We start from the raw sequence: 15,945 nt of genomic DNA, 5'->3' as shown, positions 1-15,945 counted from the left end.
CAGGTCAGCGGGTGGCGATGGTGCGGATCGCGAGAGTGAGGTCCTTGGCGGTGGGGGCGGTCGCCGGGTCGATGAGCCACTGGGCCATCACGCCGGTCAGGAGGGCCAGGCAGAACGAGCCGACCGCGCGGTGCGTGTCGTCGGTTGTGTTGTCGAGGAACGCCTTGGCCATGCAGGCGCGGGCCGCGTCCAGGCCGCTCGCCAGGGCCGCGCGGATCTCGGGGGCGTGCTCCGCCTGGGCGAGGGCCTCGAAGGTCACCACCAACAACTCCCGCTGCGCGGCGAACAGCTCCGTCACCCGCGTCCACGCGGCCTCGAAGTCCCTTGACGCCGCCACCACCTCGCCGACCGCGGCACCCCACTCGGCGTTCACCTGAACGAGCGCCGCATTGAGCAAGGCTTCCTTCGACCCGTAGTGGTACCCGATGGAAGCGAGATTCGCCCCGGACGCCGCAACGATGTCCCGCGCCGTCGTCCGCGCGTAGCCCTTCTCGATGAGGCACCGCTTGGCGCCTGCCAGAAGATCCTCGCGATGTCCCATCGGGCCAACCTACCGCAGGACTTATACGGGCGTCATAGACGGATGTATGGGCGGTTGGCGTCACGCCGCTTGCAGGGCGGGGAGGTCGCGCAGGGTGCGGAGGGCGTTGTGGACGCGGCTTTTGACCGTGCCGGTCGGGACGCCGAGGGTGGTGGCGGCCGCGGCGGCGGTGCGGTCGGCGTAGAAGACCTCGACGAGGGTGGTGCGGTGGGGCGGGGAGAGGGTGTCGAGGGCGGCGTCGACCATGATGCGGTTCTCGACCTCCTCGCTGGGGCTCGGGGCGGTGGCGGCGCGGGTCAGGTCGCCGTCCGGCAGGGGCACCTCGGTGGGGCGGGCGCGGCGGGCGCGGTGCTGGTCGACGGCGATGTTGTGGGCGACCCGCAGCAGCCAGGCGCGGACCGAGCCGCGGTCCTCGGTCAGCCGGTCGGCGTGCCGCCACGCGCGCAGCCACGTCTCCTGGGCGACGTCCTCCGCGGCGTGCCGGTCGCCGCCGGTGAGGCGGACGGCGTGCGCGAGCAGGGCGGGGCCGTGGGCCTGGATGAGTCCTTCGATCGTGACCATCGTTTTTCCTTTGTCCGCACGGGTTTCCGACACCACAAGCGTCTCGGTTGACGGCCGCGCGGTCGCTGGAGCTTTCCCTCCGGCACCGGGGGCCCGACCCGCCGGATTCCGGCGGCAAACCCGCCGGAGGGGGTGGGGGAATCCCCACCCCCCGATGGTCATTCCCGCCGTCGGACGGCCGCGAGCGGGACGGCCACCACGATGGCCACCGCCGCGAACCACAGCGCCCGGTGGAGCGGGCCGGTGTCCGGTTCAGCGGGCTTCGGGATGGCCAGGCGCTCCTCGGCCAGCGGGGGCGGGGTTGCGTCCGTGAGGATCGTGGTGACGGCCGCGACCGGGTCGACGACCCCGACCCCCGCGACCGGCCGGTCCGCCGTGGCCACCAGGCGGGCCGCCACCTGCGGCGCGGTCAGGTCGCGGTGGTAGTCCCGGACGAGCGCCGCGGCCCCCGCCACCGGCCCGACCGCCAACTCCGCCCCCGACGCGACCCGGTGCCCCGCCCCCGACGGCGCGATGCCGATCAGGTCCACGGCGGGCGCCGCCAGGTCCGGCCGCGCCCCGAGCCGCACATCCGCCACGGGCCCGTCCGGCCCGATCGGCGCCACCGAGAGCACCCCGGGCAGGGCCGCGGGAAACGCGACCTCCCCGTCCTCCCGCACCCGGGCTGACGCCACGACCAGCACATCCCGCTGCCTGGCCAACTCCACCGCCGCCCGCAACCCGGCCGAGTCCCGCGTAGCCACCACCCCTACCGCGATCACCGACGCCCCACCCTCAACCGCCGCCACAATCCCCGCCGCCAACCGCTCCGGCGAGACCTCACCGGGCTCGTCGGCCACCCGCACCGGCAATATCCGCACACCCGGCGCCACCCCGGTCCCAGGACTGATGCCGACGTGGGCAAGGGGCTTGGCCATCACAGCCCGGACGTTCAAGGCGGCGGAGCCGAGCCGCACCGCCGCTACGGGATTGGAGCGGGCGGCATGGACGACGCCCGGCTTTCCGCCCGCGCCCACCGGTCCTGCACGGACAACTGGTCCCGTGTGGACAGCTGCTTGGAAAGAGCTGGCCGGTTCGGTGTCCTCGGCTGTTCGGGAGTGCACGACGGGTCCGAAGGGTGTGGTCGATTCGATGTGGTCGGTGGTTCCGGAATGCGCGACCGATTCGGAGAGTGCGATTGGTTTGGAGTGCGCGGTCAGCGTGGAGAGCGCGGCCGATGGGAGGTCGGCGGTTCCGGAGTGCGTGGCCGGTCCGGGGTGCGTGGCGGGTTCGGAGCGCGTGAACGGGTTGGCGGATGGTCCGGAAAAGGCGGCTGGTTCGGCGTGGGCGGTCGATTCGGAGTTGGCCGTCGAGGTGGCGGCCGATGGGAGGTCGGCGGTTCCGGAGTGCGTGGCGGGTTCGGAGCGCGCGGATGGGTCGGGGTTGGCGGCTGGTCCGGGAAAGGCGGCTGGCTCGGCGTGGTCGGTCGATTCGGAGTTGGTCGCCGAGGTGGCGGCTGGTTCGGGCTGCGTGGTCGGGTCGGTATCCGTGGACGGTCCGGAGTGGTCGGTGGGGCCGGAGTGGGTGGCCGGGTCGGCGGTCCCCTCCGACTCCGGGTGGTCGGTGGGATCGGTCGGTCGGGCGGCCACCAAACCCGCGAGGAATGTGCCGTGGCCTGAGCAGTCCTGGTCGCCGCGACCGCCCGCCAGGTCTGTGCCCGGGAGGACCGCGCCTGCGAGGGCGGGGGCGGTGGCGCTGACCCCGGTGCTGATCACCGCCACCACCCCACCCCCGGTGGTCAAGGGCCAGGCGCGCTCGGGGGACAGGCGGTCCTGGGCCCATGAGCGGTGCGGGGCGGGGTCGTGTGCCGCAGGGGCGCAGTCGGTGAGTGCCGACGCCTTCGGCGGCGCCAGCCACAGCGCCAGGAAGGCGACCACCAGCGCGGTCCTCATGACGGTTCCTCCGTCCAGCCGATCTGCAGCCCCACCGCATCCCGTCGGGTGACGAGGGCGGCGCGGCCCGGGGGTAGTTGCCTGCCTCGGGAGCCGTTGAGCAGGGGCAGCTCGTTCGGCGGCATCGACAGCGTCAGCTCCGGCGTGTTCGACTCCTGGAGCCTGCGCACCACCGCGTCCATCCCCGTGCGCGCGGAGCCTGCCGCGGCGCGGGAGAGCACGACGTGCAGGCCGATGTCGGCGGCCTGCGGGATCAGCTCGACCAGCGGGTCGAGCGGGCCGCCGAGCGACCCGATGAGCAGGTCGTAGTCGTCGACGACGACGAACACCTCCGGCCCGTCCCACCAGTCGCGGTCGCGGAGCCTGCTCGGGGAGATGTCCGCGCCCGGCACGCGGTGGCGCAGTTCGGCGGCGAGCGTGCCGATCAGCTCGGCCGCGCTCGCGGCGGACACCGCCAGCCCGCGCCGGTAGGCGTCCGGCACCGAGTCCATCAGCGACCGCCGGGGATCGATGACCAGCAGCTGCGCCTCATCCGGCCCATACACCTCGGTGACGGCCTCGGTGATCAGCCGCAGCGCGGCGGTCTTGCCGCTGCGGCTGTCGCCCAGCACGGTCAGGTGCGGACGGCTGGCGAAGTCGTGCCAGACGGGCAGCAGGTCGAGCTCACCCACGCCGAGCGCGACGCGCGGGCCGGGCTCGGGGGCGGGCAGCTCGGCCGCAGGCAGCACCGAGGGCAGCATCCGCACCTCGGGAGCGCGCGGCCCGGTCCACGTCTCCTGGACGGCGGCGACGAGCTCCCGGGTCGCCTCGGCCAGCCCGTCGACCGTCGACCGCCCATCGATGCGCGGCACGGCCGCCAGGAAGTGCAGCTTGTCCGGGGTCAGCCCGCGCCCGGGCACGGCGGGCACCTGCGCGGCCCCGCGCATGTCGATCACCGAGTCGATGGCGTCGCCCAGCCGCAGCTCCAGCCGGGTGCCGAGCTGGTCGCGCAGCATGCTGTGGATGTCCGACCACCGGTTCGCGGTGAGGACCAGGTGCACGCCGTAGGACAGCCCGCGCTGGGCGAGCTGGCGGATGGCCACGTCGTGCTGCTCGAAGTCGGCGCGCAGCACGCCCCACCCGTCGACGACGAGGAACACGTCGCCGTGCTCGGCGTCGGCGAACTCGCCCGCGGCCCGGCGGGCCCGGTACTCGCCCATGGTCTCCACGCCGTGCTCGGCGAAGAACCGCTCGCGGTCGGCGAGCAGCGTCTGCACCTCGGCGATCGTGCGCGCCACCTGCTCGCCCTGCATCCGCCCGCACACGCCGCCGACGTGCGGGAGGCCCGCCAGCGCCGCCAGCGTGCCGCCGCCGAAGTCCAGGCAGTAGAACTGCACCTCGGCCGGGGTGTGGGTGAGCGCGAGACCGGTGATCAGCGTGCGCAGCAGCGTGCTCTTGCCCGACTGCGGCCCGCCCGCGACCCCGACGTGGCCGCCGCCCGCGGACAGGTCGACCCGGTGCAGGTCGCGCATCTGGTCGAACGGCTTGTCCACCACGCCGACGGGCACGGTGAGCCGCCCGCGGCCCGCGGTCAGGCCCAGCTCCGGGTCGGGTTCGAGCGGGGGGAGGAGCTGGTCGAGCGACGGCGGCGCGGTCAGCGGCGGCAGCCACACCTGGTGCGCGGGCGGGCCGTGCCCGACGAGCCTGCCGACCGCGACCTCCAGCACCGACTCGGTCGTCTCGTCGGCCGGGACGGGCTGGTCCGGCTCGGGTTCGGCGGGGGAGGCCGAGCGGGCGAGCCCGAACGGGACCACCTGCCTGCGGACCTCCTCCTGCCGCTGTTCCCGGGTGCGGCGGTGGTGGAGACCGGAGACGTAGGCGGCCTTGAACCGCACCAGCGTGGCGACATCGCTGCGCAGGTAGCCGTTGCCCGGCGCGCTCGGCAGCTGGTAGGCGTCGGGGACGCCGATGACCGACCGGCTCTCCATCGCCGAGAACGTGCGCAGGCCGATGCGGTAGGACAGGTGGCTCTCCAGCTTGTGCATGCGCCCGTCGTCGACGCGCTGGCTGGCGAGCAGCAGGTGCACGCCCAGCGAGCGGCCGAGCCTGCCGATCATCACGAACAGCTCGGCGAAGTCCGGGTTGGCCGCCAGCAGCTCGCTGAACTCGTCGACGATGACGAACAGCGTGGGCAGCGGGTCGAGCGGGGCGCCCGCGAGCCGGGCCTTCTCGTAGTCGAGCAGCGAGCTGTGGTTGCCGCTCGCGCGCAGCAGCTCCTGCCTGCGCACCATCTCCCCGTGGAGCGCGTCGCGCATCCGGGTCACCAGTGGGGCCTCGTCGGCGAGGTTGGTGATCACCGCGGAGGTGTGCGGCAGCCGGTCGAGGCCGAGGAAGGTCGCGCCGCCCTTGAAGTCCACCAGGACGAAGTTGAGCACCTCGGAGGAGTGCGTCATCGCCATGCCGAGCACGAGGGTGCGCAGCAGTTCGCTCTTGCCGGAGCCGGTGGCGCCGATCAGCAGGCCGTGCGGCCCCATGCCGCCCTGCGCGGACTCCTTGATGTCCAGCTCGACGGTCGAGCCGTCCTCGGCGATGCCCAGCGGGATGCGCAGCCGCTCCTGGTTCAGCCCGGTGCGCCAGAGCGTCCTGGGGTCCCACTCGTCGAGGTCGGTGACGCCGAGCAGCCGGGGAAGGTCGAAGTCGGCCACCATCGAGTCGGCCACCTCGGTCGCCCCGCCCAGCCGGTACGGCGAGATGATCCGCGCCAGCGTCGTGGCCTTGGCCAGGGACAGCAGATCCGGCGCGCACAGCGCCGTGCGGACCTCCTGGCCGGTGCGGTCGTGGCGCACCATCCGCACCTGCGTGGGGGAGACGTCCAGGCGCAGCGCGGAGCGGCCGGGCACGTCGTCGAGCGCGCCGGAGACGTCCAGCACGACGGCGTTGCGGTACCCCGCCCCCGCCAGCCGGGACTCGGCGGGCACGTCCACCCCGTCGAGGACGACCACGACGTAGGGCTCCTCCCGTCCGGGCGCGGCGCCCGCCTCGAACCGGGCCCGCTCGCCGAGTTCGGCGTCGAGCAGGTCGGTCAGCGCGGCCGTGCCGTCGGCGACGAGCCGGACCTGCCCGGCGGCGTCCTGGTCGACGGGGTGCTGCGCGTGCGGCAGCCACTTGACCCAGTCCCACAGCCCCACGCGGTCGGGATGCGCGCACACCACCACGCGCAGGTCTTCGGGGGAGTGGAAGGTGACGAGCTGGGCCAGGACCGCCCGGGCCAGGCCGCGCGCCGCGTCGGCGTCGCCCTGGAGCCGGACCTGGGCGAAACCGCGCAGGAACAAGGCGGTCGGCTGGTTGGCTACCGTGGTGTAGGCGTTGATGAACCGCCGCAGCGCCCGCGCCGAGAGCGGTTCGAGGTCGGCGACCGGCTTGGTCCCCGGCGGGGTCAGCGTCACGGCCAGGCGCTGGGTGCCGAGGCCGACCCGCACCTCGGCGAAGTCGGCGTGGGCGGCGCGCCGCTCCCACAGCCGCCCGGTCATCGCGACCGACCACAGCCCCGCCGGGTCAGGGTGGTGCCACGCCAGCGCGGTGCGCTGCCGGGCGGCGACATCGCGGACCTGCGACCGCACCTGTCCGAGATAGCGCAGGTAGTCGCGGCGCTCGCCGCGCATCCGCTGCCGCCGCTCCGCGCCGCCGCGACCCAGCTGGCTGAACACCATGACGACGGCCATCACGCCCATCATCGCGGCCATGCCGAGGCCCAGCGCCGGGTTCCTCGGGCCGATGAACATCAGCATCACGACCGCGCCGCCGATCGTCATCGGCAGCATCACCAGCGTGGAGCCCAGGCCGCCGCCGGTGGTCTCGGGCAGGGTCGGCGGCTCCTGGAGGGGCAGGTCGCCGGAGGGCATCTCCGGCGGCTGTTCGCGGCCCTGCCTGCGGAACAACGTCGTGGTCATCGCGGTAGGCCCTTCCGTCATCGTCCTGACGCGCACTACACGGACATGACCTGCCGACGCGTTCACGCTGAACCCTCCTGGGCGGGAGGGCCGTGTAGGCGGCATGGCAAGGACGACCTCGACCGCGGCGACCACCGGCTCCGGGGAGATGTGCAGGCTGACCATCTGCGGTCCGGCCTCCCGGGTGGAGTTGGCCGTCCCGGCGCACGTGCCCCTCTCCGATCTGCTGCCGACCGTGCTCGGCCACCTCGACCCCGCGCTCGCCACCAGCGGCATGGCCCACGGCGGCTGGGTCCTCCAGCGCCTCGGCGAGCCGCCGCTGGACGAGGACGACGGCACCGCGGCCGCGGGCCTCTACGACGGCGACGTGCTGTACCTGCGGCCCCGCGACGACCAGCTCCCGCCGGTCGACTTCGACGACATCGTCGACGGCGTCTACTCCGGACTGTCTGCACGCGAAGACGCCTGGCGCCCGGGGCTCACCAGGGCGGTCTGTGTCGCCACCGCCGTGTTGTGCGGACTGCTCGCGGTGCTGCTCCCGGTGTTCTCCGGACCCGGGATGTTCGCGGCGCTCGCCGCAGGCGCGGTCGCGACCGTGCTGCTCGCGGTGGCCGTGGTCGCTGCCCGGGTGCTCGACGACCGGACCGCCGCCCTCGCGCTCGCCGCGGTGGCCGCCACGGGCGCCGCGGTCGCGGGCCTGGCGGTGGCAGGCGGCGGGGCCTGGTTCACCGGGCCGGGCGTGCTGGCGGCGGGCGCGGGCGCCGCGCTGGTCGCGGCCGCCGCCCGGGCCCTGCTCGGGACCGCCGGGCCAGCCTTCCTCGCGGTGGCCGGCGGCGGCGCGGTGGTGGCCGTTGGCGCGACACTCGGTGTGCTGACCGGGCTCGACGCGCCGACGACCGCCGCCGTCGTCGTCGCCGTGGCGCTGCCGCTGACCAGGCTCGCGCCGCAGTTGGCGATGTGGCTCGCCGGGCTGGCCGTGGAACCGGTGCCCACCAGCGCCGCGGAGTTCCAGGAGGGGTTGGACCCCCTTCCCAGCCGCGCGGTGCTCGACCGCGCCGACGTGGCGAACGCGCATCTCACCGCGTTCCTCGCGGTGTTCGGCGCGGTGTGCGCGGGCGCGTTGCCGGTGGTCGCTTCGGCGTCGCGGTGGGAGGCGGTGGCCTTCGTGTCGGCGTCGGCTGTGCTGTTGCTGTTGCAGGCACGGGAGCTGGCGGGCGTCTGGCACCGGGTCACCGCGCTCGTCCCGGCCGCCGTCGGGCTCGTCGCGGTGCTGGTCGGGTGGGCCGCGACACTGCCCGACGCCGGTGTCGTGGGTGTCCTCATCGGACTGGTGCTGCTGGTCGGTTGCGGGCTGGCGGCCGCGGTCGCGCTGCCCGGCCGCAGGCTCGTGCCCCGGTGGGGCCGCTGGGGCGACGTCCTGCACTGGATCTGCGCGCTCGCGATCGTGCCGCTCGTGCTCGCGCTCGCCGACGTCTACGGGCTGATCGCCGCGCTGGTGTGAACCCGGGGGCACCCGGCGGCCGTGTCCCATCCGGAAGGGAGGAACCGACATGTACAGCAGGCGCGAACAGGTCCAGGCGCACTCGTTCCTGGTCGGCAGGCTCATCGCGGCGCTGCTGCGCGCCGACCCCGACGCGCCGGACCGGCCGCTGCGGCGGACCACGGTCGGGGTCGCGGGCGGGATCGCCGTCGCGGCGCTGGTCGCCGCCGGGGTGCTGGTGGTGGCGCTGCTCACCGGGCGCGGCGGGGACGACTGGCGCAAGCCGGGCACGCTCGTCGTCGACGAGGGCACGGGCAACCGGTACCTGCTGATCGACGGCCGGTTGCGCCCGGTGCTCAACTACGCCTCCGCCCGGCTGCTGATCGGCGGCGACCCCGAGGTCGCGCAGGTCGGCTCCGACGCGCTGGCGGGCACGCCGCACGGGTCCCCCATCGGGATCCTGGGCGCGCCGGACTCGGTGCCCGCGCCGTCGGCGCCCCAGCCGTGGCTGGTGTGCTCGGACCCCGAGGTCACGCTGACCATCGGCGCGACCCCGGGCGTCGTCACCGCGCCGGAGGGCGAGGCGCTGCTGGTGACCGCGGACGACGAGCTCTACCTGGCGTGGCGGGACCGGCGGCTGCGGGTCACCGCGCCGTGGGCGCCGCGCGCCATCGGGCTCGACCCGGCCACCGCGGTCCCGGTCGACCCGGCTTGGCTCAACGCGCTGCCCTCCGGCCCGGACCTTGGCCCGCCGCCGCTGCCCAGCGGCGGACCGGGGCCGCTGGTCGCTGGCCTGCCGACCACGGTCGGGCAGCTCGTCAGCGTGCCGGACGCGGTCGGCGGCGGCCGGTACGCCGTGCGGGCGGAGGGGCTGGTGCCGGTGACCGCCACCGTGGCCGCGCTGCTGCGGGCCGACCCCGACCGGGGCGGGCCGCCTGACCTGCGGATCACCCCGGCGCAACTGGCCCAGCAGACCGTCCTGCCCGCGCCCGTGTGGCAGGCGGAGCTGCCGCCCGAGCCGCCCGTGCCGCTGCGCGTCGACGACCGAGCGCCCTGCGTGCTCTGGTCCGACGACACCGCCTCACTCGTCTCCGCCCCGCCGCCCGTCGCCGAGGCCCCGTCCGCCGGGCTCGTCCGGGATGGCCGGGTCGCCGACCGGATCGCGGTCGCCCCCGGCGCCGGGCTGCTCGCCAGGACCCGTCCCGCCCCCGGGGTGCCCGGCGCGGGCGCCTACCTGGTGACCGAGTCCGGCGCGAAGTTCCCCGTGGCGAGCGCCGAGGCCGCAGCCGCGCTCGGCCTGCCCATCGACACCGCCCGGCTCGTCCCCGCCGACCTGCTCGCCCTGCTCCCGACCGGACCGGTGCTCGACCGCATCGGCTGACCCAATACCCAGGAGGAGAAACCCATGGCCAAGTACGGCTACGACGACGCGGCCCTCGCGCAGATCATCACCGCGACCGGCGCGGCGCAGGACCAGATGAACACGGTCAACGGGCGGGTGTCCGCCATCGCCCACCTGCTGCCCACGGTCAACGCCTCCCGGTCGGGGCAGCGCCTCTCGGCCGCGCTGGCCGACTGGAACACCGACTTCAACCGGGTCGTCGCCCAGCTCATGATGCTCAACGAGAAGGCGAGGGACCTGCTCAAGACCAACCGCAGCGTCGACAACCAGGCCGAGGGCGCGACCGGCGTCTGACTCGACCCGACAGTCTAGAAAGGACAGTCTCATGACCGCGTTCGACATCGACCACGACGGCTACCTCGGCGTCAACGAGCAGCTGCTCGGCCACGTGCGCACGTTCGGCGACATCATCGAGAACCTCAACACCGCGCTCAAGAACATCCCGGAGGCCGCGCGCGGCCAGGCAACGCCGATCTGGCTGGAGGCCCAGACGAACTGGAACCGGATCTACGGCGAGATGCAGCAGAAGCTGAACGCCAACACGCTCTCGTCGATCAACGTGCACGAGATCTTCCGCGACGGCGACCGCACCGGCGCGCAGATCATGCTCTCCTGACCAACCGGCGGTCGTGGGTCCGGTGTGGACCCACGACCGCCTCCCCGCGCAACCGCAAGGAGGAACCCCTGATGGCGGACAAGATCACTTTCGATGAGGAGAAGTACAACCGGCTGGTGAAGGCGATGAACGAGCTGGAGAACGGCCTGCTGCTCGAATCGACGACCACCCCGGCGCTCGTGCTCGACGGCGACATCATCCTGCAGCCGGGCAAGCAGCCGTGGGGGCCCGCGAGCAGGCTGGTGAGCAAGGGAACCGAGTTCGGCGGCTCGGTGGAGCAGCAGAACGAGCTGCTGCGCAAGTCCATCGTGACCTTCGCCAACGCGCTGGAGATCGCCAAGGAGATCTTCAAGGAGACCGACGACCTGGCGACCTACGACATCGCCGACTTCGTCGCGCAGTACCCCGACTTCAACGTCGGCGGCGGCCTGGGCGGGAAGCCGCCCGCCGCCTGACCCCGGCGACACCACGGAGGAAAGACCATGCCTGTGACCCTGCCGGAGGGCGACGACCTCTCCGCATCGTCGTTCGAGCAGATCCTGTTCGCCGTCACCGGGACCGGCCCCGACCTGCGTGGCCAGGTGAACACCGGGGGAGCGCCGGGCGGCCAGCACACGTGGTTCCTGTTCTCCGACAAGCCGAGCGCGGAGAACTCCTGGCACTACCGGGCCTGGAAGACCTACTACTTCGGGGTCGACCTGAACATGGCCGCGTTCGACAACTGGCGCACCATGGTCGAGGAGATCAACGGCGTCGCGGACCAGCTGTTCGCCGGGAAGCTCGGGACGATGGACGTCCAGCGGCTGTGGGACAGCGCCGCGGTCGTGGAGAAGTACGTGTCCTGGCTCAGGACCAGTTCCGAGTCGGTCAGGACGTGGACCACGAGCCTCTCCGGCGAGGGATCGGCGTTCAAGGGCAAGGCGGCGTACGCCATCCAGGTCAACCTGCGGCGGCTCGCCTTCACCCTGGAAGACCTGCGCAGCCAGATCTTCCTGGCCCGCAGGCCCCCGACGCCGGAAGGGCTGCGCAACGCCGCGCAGTGGCTCGGCCTGTTCGGCCAGAACATGGCGAACGCCTGGTGGAAGTCCAACGCCTTCCTGCTGAACGGCGCGGCGAACGCGGCGCGGGCGATCATGGCCAACGTCCGGAACTACCTGAGCAAGCGCGGGCTGTTCCTCGCCAACAAGGGCGAGGGCGGCGACCCGTACTACCTCGACGACGGCAACCCGCTGGGGCTGTCCGCCGAGGAGTGGATCGCCCACGTGCTCCAGACCTACGACTCCCACTCCTACGCCTTCGTCGGCGGCGTCCAGTTCCCCTCTGGCCTCACCTCCGTGTCCGGCGACCTGCGGCAGCGGGCGACGTGGGACAAGTTCAACGCCGCCATCAGCGACTACCTCCGCGCGGAGCTGAACAAGCTCGACGCCGTGGCCCAGCCGATGAGCACCGTGCTCGCGCGCTCCTACGAGGACGCCGCCCGCTCGCTCCGCGAACTGGTGCACAACCCGCCGCCCAACGTCGGCAGCCCGCTGCCCAAGGGCGGCGGGGGCGGGGGCGGCGGGATGCCGCCGCCGCCGAACCTCGAGGACCTGTTGAACGACAAGAAGGACAAGGGCGGCGACGGCGACGGCCGGTTCAAGCTGGACCCGATGGGCGGCGGTGGCGGTGGCCCGAAGGGCGGGCCGAACGGTGGCGGGCCCGAGCTGACGTCGGGGTCGACGATCCGGATGCCGGACGCCATGGGCGGCATGAGCGGTCCAGACGGCGGCTCCGGGCCCGGCGGGGAGCGGTTCAAGGTGGCGCCGCTGCCCGAGGGCGCGGCGCGCTTCCCCGGCCAGCTGATCGACCCGGTCACGGGCAACCCGATCGATCCGGTCACGGGGCGGCCGATCGACCCCGTGACCGGGCGGCCGATCGACCCGGTGACGGGGCGGCCGGTCGATCCGGCGGGCGGGATGGCGCCGCCCCTGGTCGTGCCGCCGCTGGGCGGCTCGCCCGGCGGGCGGCGGATCGTCGACGGCGTGGTGGAGCCCAAGCCGCCCGTGCCCGACGTGGCGCCGGACCCCGACGACGCCGACGGCTGGTCGCCCGACGTCGTTCCGCCCCTGAAGCCGGTCACCGACCTGCCGGGGTTCCAGCCGTCCGGCAAGGGGGACGCGAACGGCGGGCTGGGCTTCGGGCCGGGCTCGTCGCCGGGCAGCGGTCCTGGGTTCGACCCCGAGGCGCTGGGGGAGGGCGTCGGGCTGGGAGCCGGGGGCACCGGGAGCCTGGGCACCGACGGCTTGGGCACGGACGGGCTGGGCACCGACGGGCTGGGAGCTGACGGCCAGGGCACGGACCGGGCCTGGTCGGACTGGTCCGAGCGGGTCCCGGGGACGGGGCCCGACGGCCCGCCGACCGCGCCCTCGGCCCAGGGCGGGGCGAACCAGCTGGGCGGGATGCCGTTCTTCCCGCCGATGATGGGCGGGATGGGCGGTCCCGGCGGGGGTTCCGGCAACGACCGCGAACGGGAGCGGCAGACCTGGCTGACCGAGGACGAGAAGGTCTGGGGCGCCGACCGCGACGGCTGCCCCGGCGTCATCGGCAGGCCCGGCGGCGAGGGGCAGCAGGTCGACGAGCCGCTGGCGCCCACCCACGTGCACGTGCGATCCGTCGCGCCTCGAGGCCGGACCGCGGCCGCGCGCAAGGGCGCGGAGGCCACCGAGTCCGGCACCGGTTGATTCCGAAAGGGACGATGATGTTCACCCCACTGCACAACGACATGGCCGCCGCGCTGGCCGAGCTGCGCGCGCAACAGGCGAAGATCGCCGACGCCCTCGGCCGCGTCGGGGAGGTGACGGCGTCGGCCGCCACCGAGGACCGGATGGTGACCGCGACCGTGGACGGCCGCGGCAGGCTCACCGAGATCGCCCTCGCGGGCCGCCGCTGGCGCGACCTGGCCCCCGGCGAGCTCGCGGCGCGCGTCGTCGACGTGGTGACCAGGGCGCAGGACAAGGCGGCGGAGGCGGCCGCGAGCGCCGTCGCCGGTCTGATGCCCGAGGGGATCGACCTCGACCGGCTGCGCGACGTCGGCCCCGAGCTGTCCACGATGGTCGCCGAGGCCGTCGACGAGGCCGGGCGGTGGGGGCGATGACCGACCGGCTCACCGTCGACATCGACGCGCTGCGCGGCGGCGGGGTGAACATCGAGGAGACCGCGCGGCTGGCCCAGCGGATCTACGGGGACCTGCGCTCGGTCGTGTTCGCCCTCGGCGGCGCCGGGGGCACCGGCGAGATGGGCGAGAAGTTCGACCAGGGCTACAAGCCGGGGGAGGAGGAGGCGCTGCGCTTCCTCGCCCTGCTCGTCGAGGTCCTCGGCGAGGCCGGTGGCCGCACCTTCGACACCGCGCGGGTCTTCGTCGACACCAGCAACGAGGCGGACTCGTCCGTCCGGAACCAGTAGGAGCCCCATCATGGCCATGATGGTCAGCGACGAAGTGCGCACCATGTTCCAGGTCCTCACCGGCGAGGAGTGGCCGGACGCCAACGAGGACCAGCTGCGCGCGCTCGCCGACGCCTGGGACGCCGCCGCCGCGGGACTCGGGCAGCTGGCGCCGCAGGTGGCGCAGGCCGTCGCGACCATCAGGTCCACGTTCCTTGGGCAGGCCGAGCAGGCGTTCGCCGACCGGATGGCGCCGTTCGTCGAGGGCGGCGGGGGGCACCTGGCGGTCGCCGAGGAGCGGTTCCGCGCCCTGGCGGAGTTCCTGCGGGAGCTGGCGCTGGACGTCGAGTACGTCAAGCTGGTGTCGATCCTGTCGGTGATCGCGCTGATCGCGGAGATCGCGTGGGCGACGGCGATGGCGTTCTGGACCGCGGGCGCGAGCATGGTCTGGCTCGCGGCCCGGATCGCCATCGTGCGGTTCCTCCTGCAGAGCCTGCTGGGCCGCCTGCTGCTGCGCTTCGCCCAGGCCGCGGTGTTCGGGGTGGCGTTCCAGCTGGTCATCGACGCGGCCGCGCAGGGAATCCAGTTCGCCACGGGCAACCGCACGGAGTGGAACACCGACTACACGAAGACCGCCGCGGCCATCGGCGCCCTGGGCGCGGCCCTCGGCGTCCCCCTGGGAGCACTGGGCGGCGCGTTGTCGAACCTGACGACGAAGGGCCTGGACGGTCTGCTGGGCAAGATCGCCACGGGGTACAACTGGCATGGGGCGGTCCCCAAGGCGGTGATCGGGACCGGCATCGAGAGCCTGCAGGAGACCCTGACGGAGGCGACGTACAAGTACGCCACCGAGGGCGAGTTCGACATGAACCCGTTCGCCGCTACTTCAGGCGCCGCCTCCGGCGCCGGAACCGCCCTGGGCGGCGAAATCGGCGGCGCACTACGCGGCAACGGCCGAGGCACCCCGGACGACCCCCGGCGTCCTGAGGGGGACAATGCGAACCCGGCCCCGACGGGTGGTCCGAAAGGGACGGAGGGGCTCGGGCAGCCGGTGGGGTCCAACGGCACCACCGGACCGGTCCCACCGCCGGTGCCGACCTCTCCGCCATCGCCTACGTCGCCAACCTCCTCGACATCGCCAACCTCCCCGGCCTCTCCGACTTCCCCAACTTCCCCGACCTCTTCGACGTCGCCGAGTTCTCCGACGTCGCCGAGTTCTCCGACGTCGCCGAGTTCTCCGACGTCGCCGAGTTCTCCGACGTCGCCGAGTTCTCCGACGTCGCCGAGTTCTCCGACGTCGCCGAGTTCTCCGACGTCGCCGACTCCCGCGACCTCGCCCACCTCGCCGCCCTCTCCGACGTCGCCGACTTCCCCGACTTCCCCGACGTCGCCGACTCCCGCAACCTCGCCCACCTCGCCCACCTCGCCGACCTCTCCGACGTCGCCGACCTCTCCGACGTCGCCGACCTCTCCGACGTCGCCGACCTCTCCGACGTCGCCGACTTCCCCGACGTCGCCGACTTCCCCGACCTCACCCACCTCGCCGACTTCCCCGACCTCGCCCACCTCGCCGACGTCGCCGACCTCGCCGACCTCGCCGACTTCCCCGACCTCGCCCACCTCGCCCACCTCGCCCACCTCGCAAACGTCCTCGACCTCGCCGGGCGGGGCGGGCGGTCGTGGGACGGAGTTGTCGGGGGATGGCACGGGTCCGAGGCAGGGTGTCGATGGGGCTGGCCAGCCGGATCGGTCGGACAGCGGTGGTGGGCGTCGGAGCGAGGTCCCCGGACTTCAGGACGGCACGGATCCTCGTCACTCCGACGGCACGAGCCGCTCGGATGGTCGTGGGCCGATCTCGGCACAGGTCGCTCCCACGACCGCCGGTGGTTTCCCGCCGCCCGTCAGTGGTCCGGTGACGACCGTTGACGCGCCATCTCAGGTGTCGTCCGACAGCACCGGGACCGTCGCTCAGGCTGCCGTCGGTCCGACAGCCGTGCGGCAGGACGTCCCCAGCACCTCGTCGGAGAGTGGGGTGCGGCAGGGTGCGCAGCAGGCGCCTCCGGCG

General features: G+C 73.7%; 13 protein-coding genes and 1 pseudogene. 9 read left to right on the top strand and 5 right to left on the bottom strand.

Annotation, left to right across the window (positions count from 1 at the left end; all coding sequences use genetic code 11):
• Positions 1–4 precede the first annotated feature (4 nt).
• The 4 genes from IEY98_RS12390 to eccCa form a co-directional block, all read right to left on the bottom strand.
• Positions 5–541 carry a TetR/AcrR family transcriptional regulator gene (locus tag IEY98_RS12390; RefSeq protein WP_189210578.1) on the bottom strand — a complete coding sequence of 179 codons (537 nt, stop codon included), beginning with the start codon at positions 539–541 and terminating at the stop codon, positions 5–7.
• Positions 542–601: 60 nt separating this feature from the next.
• On the bottom strand, positions 602–1,102 hold the full coding sequence (locus IEY98_RS12385) for a sigma-70 family RNA polymerase sigma factor (RefSeq protein WP_189210577.1): 501 nt from the start codon (positions 1,100–1,102) through the stop codon (positions 602–604).
• Between the two features lie 158 nt (positions 1,103–1,260).
• A complete protein-coding gene (locus tag IEY98_RS33110; protein ID WP_189210576.1) occupies positions 1,261–3,033 on the bottom strand; it encodes a S8 family serine peptidase in 1,773 nt (590 codons plus the stop codon).
• On the bottom strand, positions 3,030–6,962 hold the full coding sequence (gene eccCa, locus IEY98_RS12375; protein ID WP_189210575.1) for a type VII secretion protein EccCa: 3,933 nt from the start codon (positions 6,960–6,962) through the stop codon (positions 3,030–3,032). Before eccCa ends, IEY98_RS33110 begins: the two co-directional genes overlap by 4 nt.
• 103 nt (positions 6,963–7,065) lie before the next feature.
• Here eccCa and eccD point away from each other — a divergent pair, with 103 nt between their 5' ends.
• The 9 genes and pseudogenes from eccD to IEY98_RS33500 form a co-directional block, all read left to right on the top strand.
• Positions 7,066–8,463 (top strand): type VII secretion integral membrane protein EccD, encoded by a 1,398-nt coding sequence (gene eccD / locus IEY98_RS12370; protein ID WP_189210574.1) that lies wholly within the window; start codon positions 7,066–7,068, stop codon positions 8,461–8,463.
• A gap of 49 nt (positions 8,464–8,512) precedes the next feature.
• Positions 8,513–9,823, top strand: a complete 1,311-nt coding sequence (gene eccB, locus IEY98_RS12365; RefSeq protein ID WP_189210573.1) for a type VII secretion protein EccB — start codon at positions 8,513–8,515, stop codon at positions 9,821–9,823.
• Positions 9,824–9,847: 24 nt separating this feature from the next.
• The gene (locus IEY98_RS12360) at positions 9,848–10,138 is read left to right on the top strand and encodes a hypothetical protein (protein WP_189210572.1); all 291 of its coding nucleotides are present in this window, start codon (positions 9,848–9,850) and stop codon (positions 10,136–10,138) included.
• A 31-nt stretch (positions 10,139–10,169) separates the two neighbouring features.
• Positions 10,170–10,460: a hypothetical protein gene (locus tag IEY98_RS12355; protein ID WP_189210571.1), complete on the top strand. Its 291-nt coding sequence runs from the start codon at positions 10,170–10,172 to the stop codon at positions 10,458–10,460.
• Between the two features lie 71 nt (positions 10,461–10,531).
• The gene (locus tag IEY98_RS12350; RefSeq protein ID WP_189210570.1) at positions 10,532–10,915 is read left to right on the top strand and encodes a hypothetical protein; all 384 of its coding nucleotides are present in this window, start codon (positions 10,532–10,534) and stop codon (positions 10,913–10,915) included.
• A 27-nt stretch (positions 10,916–10,942) separates the two neighbouring features.
• Positions 10,943–13,180, top strand: a complete 2,238-nt coding sequence (locus IEY98_RS12345; protein WP_189210569.1) for a hypothetical protein — start codon at positions 10,943–10,945, stop codon at positions 13,178–13,180.
• A 17-nt stretch (positions 13,181–13,197) separates the two neighbouring features.
• On the top strand, positions 13,198–13,593 hold the full coding sequence (locus IEY98_RS12340; protein WP_189210568.1) for a YbaB/EbfC family nucleoid-associated protein: 396 nt from the start codon (positions 13,198–13,200) through the stop codon (positions 13,591–13,593).
• Entirely contained in the window at positions 13,590–13,901 is a 312-nt protein-coding gene (locus tag IEY98_RS12335) for a hypothetical protein (RefSeq protein ID WP_189210567.1), read from the top strand. The genes IEY98_RS12340 and IEY98_RS12335 overlap by 4 nt, the downstream gene beginning before the upstream one ends.
• A 10-nt stretch (positions 13,902–13,911) precedes the next feature.
• Positions 13,912–14,325, top strand: a pseudogene (locus IEY98_RS33500) (WXG100-like domain-containing protein); the annotation flags it as partial.
• 176 nt (positions 14,326–14,501) lie between these two features.
• Here IEY98_RS33500 and IEY98_RS12330 read toward each other — a convergent pair.
• Entirely contained in the window at positions 14,502–15,509 is a 1,008-nt protein-coding gene (locus tag IEY98_RS12330) for a hypothetical protein (protein WP_189210566.1), read from the bottom strand.
• Positions 15,510–15,945 lie beyond the last annotated feature (436 nt).

The organism is Actinokineospora fastidiosa (assembly GCF_014648415.1).
In the GTDB taxonomy this organism is placed as follows: domain Bacteria; phylum Actinomycetota; class Actinomycetes; order Mycobacteriales; family Pseudonocardiaceae; genus Actinokineospora; species Actinokineospora fastidiosa.
Note: the sequence above shows the minus strand (reverse complement) of the source record. Positions and strands in the feature narration are given on the sequence as shown.